Source organism: Streptomyces sp. H39-S7, from assembly GCF_027158205.1.
Lineage (GTDB): Bacteria > Actinomycetota > Actinomycetes > Streptomycetales > Streptomycetaceae > Actinacidiphila.
The window spans coordinates 146667-156184 of the sequence record NZ_JAPVLU010000021.1 but is presented as its reverse complement, the minus strand read 5'-3'; the positions used below and the strand labels follow the sequence as shown (position 1 = coordinate 156184).

Below are 9518 nucleotides of genomic sequence, written 5' to 3'. Positions count from 1 at the left end.
GCCGTACATGGGCTGGTCCAGTTGGAGCATGCAGTCCTCGAAGTACCCGGGACTGAACCCCGACGGCGACTACAGCTACCTGACCGAGAAGAACGTCCTGAAGCAGGCCGGCGCGCTGGCGTCGAAGCTAAGGAAGTACGGATACGAGTACGTCAACATCGACGCCGGCTGGTGGCGCGACACGACGTGGAAGCCGGAGTTCGACGGGTACGCCCGCCAGGCACCCGACCCCGTCCGGTTCCCGCGCGGCATGAAGCCGGTCGCCGACGACATCCACGCCAAGGGCCTCAAGGCCGGAATCTACCTGCCCGCCGGGCTGGAGAAGGAGGCGTACGGCGCGGGGAAGGTCCCGATCTGGAACGCGCCGGACTGCACCACCGCCGACATCGTCTACGGCGACCTGCGCACCACCAACGGCTGGGACAGCGCGTACAAACTCGACTTCTCCCGGCCCTGCGCACAGAAGTACATCGACTCGCAGGCGCGGCTGTTCGCCGACTGGGGATACGACTTCCTCAAGCTCGACGGCGTCGGCCCCGGCTCCTCCAAGAGCGGTGACAACTACGACAACGTCGCCGACGCCGCCGCCTGGCAGCAGGCGATCGCCACGGCCGGGCGTCCGATCCACCTCGAACTGTCCTGGTCACTGGATATCAACCACGCCGCGGACTGGAAGCGGTACTCCAACGGCTGGCGCATCGACACCGACGTGGAGTGCTACTGCAACACCCTGGTGTCGTGGGAGAACTCCGTCGACGACCGGTGGGCCGACGTGGCCGGCTGGACCCGGCACGCCGGACCCGGGGGCTGGAACGACCTCGACTCCCTCGACGTCGGCAACGGCGAGATGGACGGCCTGACCAAGGCCGAACGGCAGAGCTACGCGACCCTGTGGGCCATCGCCAAGTCCCCCCTCTACACCGGCGACGACCTCACCCGCCTCGACGACTACGGCGTCTCCCTGCTGACCAACCGCGAAGTCATCGCACTCAACCAGGGCAGCACCCCGCCCGCCCGGCCCATCACCGCCGCCGGCGACCAGCAGGTCTGGAGCGCGAAGAACGCCGACGGCAGCTACACCGTCGCCCTGTTCAACCTCGGGAACGGGCCCGCCGCCGTGACCGCCGACTGGACCTCCCTCGGCTTCTCCGGCCCGGGCGCGGTCCGTGACCTCTGGAACCGGCAGGACCTCGGCACGTACCAGGACAAGGTGACGCAGGCACTGCCCGAACACGGCTCGCGGCTGTTCACCGTCACCCCGCATGGCCCCGCGCAGCAGAAGACCGGCTACGAGGCCGAGTCGGCGGTCAACACCCTCAGCGGCAACGCCGGGACCGGCGACTGCGCGGCCTGCTCGGGCGGCCACAAGGTCGGCAACCTCTACCAGGGCGGCAGACTCCGGTTCAACGACATCGTGGTGAGCAGGGCCGGCCGCTACGTCATCGACGTCGCCTACATCAGCGGTGACGCGCGCCCGGCCCAGGTCTCCGCGAACGGCAACGGGCCCACCGCCCTGAAGTTCCCCTCCACCGGTGACTGGGGGAGCGTCGAGACCGTCGGCGTGCCCGTGACGCTCAAGGCGGGCAGCAACACCGTCACCTTCGACAGCGGCGACGGGTACGCCCCGGACATCGACCGGATCGACGTGCCGAAGCTGTCGTGACGACCGGGCGCGGGGTCCGATCTCCTCCGGGCCCCGCGCCCTCGCCCGCCCCCCACCACGTTCCGCCACGAATCGGAGTGCACCGTGGACGACCAGACCAACGACTCGACCCCCCGCCGGCCGAGCCGCCGCGACATCCTCTCCCTCGCCGCCGCGGTCGGTGCCTTCTCCGCGCTCGGCGGCCTGCCCGCCTACGCGGCCTCCGCGCCGGCGGCGCGCCCGTCCGCGTCCCCCCTGCTTCCCGAGGCGTCGACCACCAGGTTCCGGTACCCGGCACCCGCGTCCGACAGCGCGATGATCGAACAGGGACTGCCCGTCGGCAACGGGCGCCTGGGCGCGCTCACCGGGAACGACCCGTCGCGCGAGCTGCTCCTGCTCACCGACGCGACGCTGTGGACCGGCGGCCGCAACGCGGTGCTCGACGCGGACGGCCAGTTCCCCTACGCCCGGGAGAACTTCGGCTCCTTCACCCTGCTCGGGCGACTGACCGTCGACATCCCCGACCACGACCTCTCGGCGGTCTCCGACTACCGCCGTGACCTCGACATCAGCCAGGGGATCGTCTCCTCCTCGTACGTCCGGTCCGGAGTGACGTACGAACGGCAGATCTTCGCCAGCCATCCGGACGACGCCATCGTCCTGCACTTCTCCCAGCGCGGCGGCGGCCGGTACACCGGGACGGTGACCCTGGCGGGCACCCACGGCGAGACCACGACCGGGGACCGGTTCCGTATGGACGCGTCGTTCGGCGCCGCCTTCCCCGACGGCGGACTGCGCTACGGCGCCGCGGTGACGGCGTTCTCCTCCGCCGGCACGGTGACCATCGACGGTCCCCGGATCTCCTTCGCCGGGTGCCGGGACCTCACCGTCGTGGTCAGCGGTGGCACCAACTACGCGCCCGACGCTTCCGCCGGCTACCGCGACCCCGCCCTGGACCCGCAGAAACTGGCCCGGAGCAAGGTCCTCACAGCAGCCCGCCACCCGTACACCTCGCTCCTGCACTCCCATGTCGCCGACCACCGGGCGCTTTTCGAGCGCATGAGCATCTCGCTCGGCGCGTCGTCCTCCGTGCAGCGCCGCCTCGACACCTGGGAGCGCATCACGGCGCGTGCCCGGGACGGCGAGGCCGATCCCGAACTGGAAGCCTCCTACCTCCAGTTCAGCCGCTACCTGATGATCGCCGGATCGCGCGACAGCCTGCCGCTCAGCCTGCAAGGACTGTGGCTGGACGGCAACGACCCGGACTGGATGAGCGACTACCACACCGATATCAACATCCAGATGAACTACTGGATGGCGGACCGGGCCGGGCTGTCCAGCAGCTTCGACGCCTACGCCGACTACTGCCTGGCGCAGCTCCCGTCCTGGACCGAGCTGACCCGGACCCTGTTCAACGATCCGCGCAACCGCTACCGCAACTCCAGCGGGAAGATCGCGGGCTGGACCGTCGCCATCTCGACCAACATCCATGGCGGAGGCGGCTGGTGGTGGCATCCGGCCGGCAATGCGTGGCTGTCCAACTCGCTCTTCGAGCACTACGAGTACACCCAGGACGCGGCCTATCTCGCCAGGATCCATCCGCTCCTGAAGGGCGCCTGCGAGTTCTGGGAGGCGCGGTTGCTCACCACGACCGTCACCGACCCGTCCACCGGCGAGGACCGCGAGGTCCTGATAGCCGACAGCGACTGGTCGCCCGAACACGGCCCCCTCGACGCCAAGGGCATCACCTATGCCCAGGAACTGGTGCGGTCGCTCTTCGAGAACTACCGCACCGCGTGCTCCGTCCTGGGCCGGGACGCCGGCCACAGCAGGACCATCGGCGCGCTCCAGGAGCGGCTGTACCTGCCCCGGGTCAGCCCGAAGACGGGCTGGCTGGAGGAGTGGATGTCACCCGACAACCTCGGGGAGACGACCCACCGGCACCTGTCCCCGCTGATCGGGCTCTTCCCCGGCGACCGGATCCGCCCCGACGGCTCCACCCCGAAAGAGGTGGTCGACGGCGCGACCGCGCTGCTCACCGCGCGCGGGACGGAGAGCTTCGGCTGGGCGAACGCCTGGCGCAGCCTGTGCTGGGCCCGGCTGAAGAACGCGGACAAGGCGTACCAGCTGGTCGTGAACAACCTGCGGCCCTCCATCGGCGGCACCAACGGCACCGCGATGAACCTGTTCGACATCTACGAGGTGTCGGCCGGCCGCGGCATCTTCCAGATCGAGTCCAACTTCGGTACCGCGGCCGCCATGATCGAGATGCTGGTCTACTCCCGCCCCGGCCACATCGAGCTGCTGCCCGCCCTCCCCGCGGCGTGGGCGCGCTCCGGATCGGTCACCGGCGTCGGGGTGCGCGGCGGGTTCGTCATCGACCTGCGCTGGCGGGACGGAAAGGTCACCGAGGCGCGGCTGCGCAGTGTCGGCGGTCGCGCCACCACGGTCTCGTACGGGGGAGTGGCCCGCGCTCTCAGCCTCAAACCGGGCGGCTCCGTCACCCTGCGGGACTTCAGCCGGTGACCCGCCGTCCGTGGCTGCCGCGCGGTGTCGGTGCGGCCGGAATCGTCGGCGGCCTGATCGTCGCCCTGTGCGCACCGGCCTCCACGGCCGCGGCAGCACCTGTCGTGCGCGCTTCCGCCCACCAGGTGGTGACGTGGGGGGCGAGCGCCGACCGGATGGGAACGACGGTCGCCGACCACAGCTACCGGCTCGTCGTCCGCACGAGCGTCGGTGGCGGCCGCCCGCGCGTCCGGCTGTCCAACGCGTTCGGCGACCGACCGGTGACGTTCGACAGCGTCTATGCCGGACGGCAGCAGGACGGCGCCCGACTCGTCCCCGGCAGCAACCGCGGGCTGACCTTCGGTGGCGGGCGGGCCGTCACGGTGCCGCCGGGCGCCACCGTGTACAGCGACCCGCTGTCCGGAGCACTGGCGGCGCAGAGCGATCTCGTCGTCAGCCTGCATGTCGTGGCGGCCGGAGGGCCGGCGACCGGCCACGGCATGGCGATGCAGACCTCCTACGCGGCCGGCGGCGACCATGCCGGCGAGGAGGGCGCGGGCAGTTGGAACGAGCGGATCGGTTCGTGGTTCTACCTCGACGCGGTCAGTGTGGAGACCGGGGCGGACACCGGCGCCGTGGTCACGCTCGGCGACTCGATCACCGACGGCTGGCAGTCGAGCACCGACACCGACCGCCGGTGGCCCGACTACCTCTCCCGGCGGCTGCAGGGCGCGAGCGGCATCGGTGTCAGGGGAGTCGCCAACGAGGGGATCTCCGGCAACAAGGTGCTGGCCGACGGCGCCGGGCAGAGCGCCCTCGCGCGGCTGCGGCGCGATGTGCTCTCCCAGCCCGGGATCCGCACGGTGTTCCTCTTCGAGGGCATCAACGACATCAAGGCGCACAGCGGCGTCACGGTCGCCGATCTGATCGGGGGATACCGGCAGATCATCGACCAGGCGCACGCGGCGGGGGTGTGCGTCGTCGGCGGGACGGTGCTGCCCTTCAAGGGGTGGTCCGAGTTCGATCCCGCGAGTGAGGCCGTCCGCCAGGGAGTCAACGCCTTCCTCAGGACCGGCGGTGGGCTGGACGCCGTCACCGACTTCGACAGGCTCCTGCGCAGCCCGTACGACCAGGAGCGGCTGCTGCCGGTATTCGACGGCGGTGACCATCTGCACCCCAACGACAAGGGCATGCAGGCGATGGCCGACTCGATCGACCTGACGAGCCTGCGGTGTGCGCGCTGACGTCGCCGGGCAGCGGTCCGCGGCCGGACCCGACCGGGTCCGGCCGCAGGTCGGCGTCTGTGTTCGGAACTGTTCGAGAGATCTAACATTATCCTCATATCCGTCTGCGACGATCTTCGGTGTGCGACTCAGGAGTCGCACACCAGGGGAGAGGTACGCAGATGCCAGGCGCGCGGTACGAGACGCACGAACACGACGGGGTCGCTCCGGAGGAGATACCCGAGACCACGGCCGGCGGCCCCGCGGCCCCGGCAGTGCGTGGAACCGGCCGTCGGGCCAGGAGGATCGTCGCCTGGACGGCGGTCGGCACACTGGTACTGCTGGTCGTCTCGGGCGGAGCGATCTACTACCACTTCAACAGCAACATCAGGACTTTCCCCGCCGAGGCGCTGAGCGCCGACAGGCCGCCCGCCGCCGAACCCGACGCCACCGGGAACACCCCGGTCAACGTCCTGCTCATCGGATCCGACTCGCGCGGCGGCAACAACAGCAGCCTCGGCGGCGGAGAGAGCGGCACGGCCCGCTCGGACACCACGATCCTGCTGCACGTCTACGCCGACCACCGGCACGCGATCGGCGTCTCCATCCCCCGCGACACCCTGGTCACCATCCCCTCCTGCCGGCTGCCGGACGGGACCTGGACCGAAGAGCGGTCCCACACCATGTTCAACGAGGCGTTCTCGGTGGGCGAGACCGACGCCGGCAACCCGGCCTGCACGCAGAACACGGTCGAGAAACTCACCGGCCTGCGGGTGGACCACACCATCGTGGCGAACTTCGAGGGCTTCGCGGCCATGACGAAAGCCGTCCACGGCGTCGAGGTGTGCCTGCCGAACGACATCTACGACCGCGACGTGAACCCGAATCTGGGCGCCCGCGGCAACCTCGTCCTCAGCAAGGGCAGGCAGAGCGTCCAGGGCCAGCAGGCCCTGGACTACGTGCGGTTGCGGCACGGCATCGGGGACGGCTCCGACATCGGCCGGATGCTGCGCCAACAGGCCTTCCTCGGCTCACTGGTGTCCAAGATCAAGGGGCAGGGCATCAACCCCACCACGCTGCTGCCGCTCGCGGAGGCCGTGACCAAGTCGCTGATCGTCGACCCGGGTCTCGACTCGGTTGCCAAACTCCTGGAGTTCGGCTCGTCGCTGAAACACATCGACCTGCACGAGCTGAAGTTCCTGACCACCCCCTGGCGCTTCAGCGGCGAGCGCGTCGAACTGGTCCACCCCGACGTCGACACCTTGTGGGCCACCCTCAGGGCCGACCTGACCATCGACGGACAGGACGCCGCCGGTACGACGACCACCCCGCCCGCGACGCCGACGCCCTCGGCCTCGACGAAGCCGACGGGGACGCCCACGGCGCTGCCTTCCACCGTCCTGGCCGACGCCCGTTCCGCGGACCAGGACACCTGCGCCAACACGGTGTTCGGCTCCGGCGGCTGACCTCGCAATCGCCGCTCCGAAGGTGGATGCTGGAGGGGAGGAGATGCGTCGCCATGCGTACCGGGAGTGAGCCGCTGACCGCGCGCAGTGCCCTGCGCCTGCGCCTGGGGCTCGCCGTGTTCGGGCTGGTCTGGGCGGTGGGCGGCGCCGTGGGATTCGCCGTGGCGGGTCACCCGGAGTGGGCGGTCGCCCTCGCGGTCGTGGCGGCGGTGGCCGCCGCGGACATCCTCCTGGTGGGCCGCCACATGCGCCAGGGGCCGCACTACCAGCCGGGCCGCGACATCCCGCCGTACCGACCGGTCGGGGGCGGCGACTACCACCTGCGGCAGCACCGTCCCTAGGGCCTGTCCCAGGCCGTGCCCTCCGCGGCCGGGCGGAAGGGGTCCGATCCCCGTCCCGTCAGGGTGCCGACGCGCCGGGCCAGGCGCCGTCGGCGGCCAGGGCGAGGATCAGGGCCGCGATGTTCCACGCGTCGTCCTCGCCGCGGTGGTGGCGGCCCTCCAGCGGTAGCCCGGCGATCCGCAGGGCCTGTGCCATGCCGGGCCGCTTGCGCAGCCCATGGGCCTCGGTGAAGACCGGCTTCACGTTGGTGTACCGGGATCCGAAGGGGTACTCCGTGCCGGTCGCCAGGCACTGCCGGGTGAACTGGTGCCGGTCGTAGTCACCCCAACTCGCCCACGGCCGGCTCCCGGCCCGGTGCTCGGCGGCCAGCAGCCGGCAGGCTTCGGGGAAGGCGACGCCGGTGTCCACCTCGGCCTGGGTCAGACCCGTCAGTTCGGTGCAGAAGGCGCTGACGGCGGACCGTGCGGGCCGCACCAGGATGCGGTGCCGTGCGACCCGCTCGCCCGTGTCGAGGTCGACGACGGTCAGCCCGATCTCGATGATCTCGCTGACCGCCCCGGCAGGCGGTTCGCCGGCCCAGCAGGTCGCCTCGACATCGATGACGTTCAACAGTCCCGCGGCGCCGTCCATGCTGCCGAGCGTAGAAGACGACCGTCCGCCGGTCACCTCGGTTTACTCCCCGGTGGTGCCGTCGATGCACTCGCGCAGCAGATCGGCCTGACCGTTGTGCCGCGCGTACTCCTCGATCATGTGGGTGAGGATGTAGCGCAGCGAGTACACCTCGTCGCCGTAGTGCCCGGTGTCGTCCAGTGACCCGGCCGCTTCCACGATCGCGCGGGACCGGGCGCACTCCTCGTGCCAGGCGCGGAACGCCTCGTCGGGGTCGGCCGCGTCGACGTCCCATTCGCTGAACCGGCCGGGCTCCGGGCGGGGCCAGTAGGGCCGCACGTCCTCGTCGTTCAGTATTTTCCGGAACCAGCCGCGCTCGACCTCGACCAGATGCCGGACGAGTCCGAGCAGCGACAGTTCCGAGGGGGGAACGGCTCTCGTCCGCAACTGCTCGGTGGTCAGCCCGCTGCATTTCATGGCCAGCGTCTCGCGCTGGTACTGCAGGAAGGCCGTCAGGCTGGCGCGCTCGTCCGCGATCCACGGCGGCTGGGTTCTCTCGTGATCTTGCATCGGGTCATCATGCCAAGTCATGCGGGTGCCCGGCGCCATGGTCCGAGGGGCCCGGCCGGCGTCGCTACCGGTGGGCGAGCGGCTTGGTGGCGGGGGCGAAGGTGAAGGACACGGCCTCCATGACCGGATGCCGCTTGGTGTTGTGGAAGGCGGCCACCCGCCACCGCCCGTCGGCGTCGCGGACGACCGTGGACGTCTGCACCTTCCGGAGCTTCCTGGGCGGCTTGTCGCCCTTGCTGACATCTCCCCGGGACAGCACCACGGCCGTGTCGGGGGAGAGGAACCGGATGTCGGTGGTCTCCGCCGCCAGCCGCGTGCCCTTGAGGAACGTGGCCAGCAGCGCGCGGTGCGACTCCACGATGTCGGTCCGCCCCTGGTAGAGCGTGCCCACGTACGTCGTGTAGGTGGCGTCGGACGTGAAGTGTTCGCCGTAGGCGTCGGCGTCGCCGCGACCCCAGGCGGCGTTCATGCCCTCGAACAGTGCGGTGATGGCCTGCAGGTCGGCGGTGCGGTCGATGCTGTCGGCGTTCATCTCGGGCCTCCGATTGGTTACACTGAAAAGAATCTGCACGACTGAAGTATCTGCATGCGTGCAGATATAAGTGAAAGGGAGGTCGCTCGGGATGTCAACCGTTCGCCGGGAGAACGCGCATCGGATCTACCGCCGCTACGTGGACGCGGTGGTGCTCAACGGGCAGGCGAGTGCGGAGGCCGCCGGGCTGCACACCACCGACCTGCGCGCCCTGAGCGTTCTCGACCTGGCCGGCAGCCTCACCTCCGGCGAGCTCGCCGAGCGCACCGGGCTGACCACGGGCGCGACCACCCGGCTGATCGACCGCCTGGAGCGCCGGGGCCTGGTGCGCCGGGCGGTGGACCCGGCCGATCGGCGCAAGGTCATCATCGAGCCGGTGGCCGGAGCCACCGGTGGCGTGGACGTCGAGGCGGTCGCGGGGCCCGCCCGACGCCGGGTCGGCGACGTTCTCGCCCGGTACACCCCGGAACAGCTCGACGTCCTCTTCGACTACTTCGAGCACGCGGCGACGGCGTACCACGCGGCAACCGAGGAACTGCGCCGCGATGTCGCCCGGCCGGCCGGGCCGGAGGGCGCTCGGAAGTGAGGACCGTCGGAAAACTCGTGGTGGATCCCGCGCTGATCACCGA

9 protein-coding genes are annotated in these 9518 nt (G+C 70.5%); 6 read left to right on the top strand and 3 right to left on the bottom strand.

Going from position 1 to position 9518, the window contains the following annotated elements; all coding sequences use genetic code 11:
* The 5 genes from O3X23_RS21815 to O3X23_RS21795 all read left to right on the top strand — a co-directional run.
* Positions 1 to 1663: alpha-galactosidase D (locus tag O3X23_RS21815; protein WP_269273151.1), on the top strand; the 1663-nt coding region annotated here is incomplete at its 5' end.
* An 84-nt stretch (positions 1664 to 1747) separates the two neighbouring features.
* A complete protein-coding gene (locus O3X23_RS21810) occupies positions 1748 to 4168 on the top strand; it encodes a glycosyl hydrolase family 95 catalytic domain-containing protein (RefSeq protein ID WP_269273150.1) in 2421 nt (806 codons plus the stop codon).
* The gene (locus tag O3X23_RS21805; protein WP_443047926.1) at positions 4165 to 5391 is read left to right on the top strand and encodes an SGNH/GDSL hydrolase family protein; all 1227 of its coding nucleotides are present in this window, start codon (positions 4165 to 4167) and stop codon (positions 5389 to 5391) included. The genes O3X23_RS21810 and O3X23_RS21805 overlap by 4 nt, the downstream gene beginning before the upstream one ends.
* A 161-nt stretch (positions 5392 to 5552) precedes the next feature.
* On the top strand, positions 5553 to 6836 hold the full coding sequence (locus O3X23_RS21800; protein ID WP_269273149.1) for an LCP family protein: 1284 nt from the start codon (positions 5553 to 5555) through the stop codon (positions 6834 to 6836).
* Between the two features lie 53 nt (positions 6837 to 6889).
* Positions 6890 to 7177, top strand: coding sequence for a DUF6343 family protein (locus tag O3X23_RS21795; protein ID WP_269273148.1), 288 nt, complete (start codon positions 6890 to 6892; stop codon positions 7175 to 7177).
* 58 nt (positions 7178 to 7235) lie between these two features.
* Here O3X23_RS21795 and O3X23_RS21790 read toward each other — a convergent pair whose 3' ends face one another.
* From O3X23_RS21790 to O3X23_RS21780, 3 genes are all read right to left on the bottom strand, one after another.
* Positions 7236 to 7808 carry a 3'-5' exonuclease gene (locus tag O3X23_RS21790; RefSeq protein ID WP_269273147.1) on the bottom strand — a complete coding sequence of 191 codons (573 nt, stop codon included), beginning with the start codon at positions 7806 to 7808 and terminating at the stop codon, positions 7236 to 7238.
* A 42-nt stretch (positions 7809 to 7850) separates the two neighbouring features.
* Positions 7851 to 8357, bottom strand: a complete 507-nt coding sequence (locus tag O3X23_RS21785) for a DinB family protein (protein ID WP_269273146.1) — start codon at positions 8355 to 8357, stop codon at positions 7851 to 7853.
* A gap of 64 nt (positions 8358 to 8421) precedes the next feature.
* On the bottom strand, positions 8422 to 8889 hold the full coding sequence (locus O3X23_RS21780) for an SgcJ/EcaC family oxidoreductase (RefSeq protein WP_269273145.1): 468 nt from the start codon (positions 8887 to 8889) through the stop codon (positions 8422 to 8424).
* Between the two features lie 91 nt (positions 8890 to 8980).
* On the opposite strand from O3X23_RS21780, the gene O3X23_RS21775 reads away from it, so the two are divergent.
* On the top strand, positions 8981 to 9475 hold the full coding sequence (locus O3X23_RS21775) for a MarR family winged helix-turn-helix transcriptional regulator (RefSeq protein ID WP_269273144.1): 495 nt from the start codon (positions 8981 to 8983) through the stop codon (positions 9473 to 9475).
* The last annotated feature ends 43 nt before the right edge of the window (positions 9476 to 9518 follow it).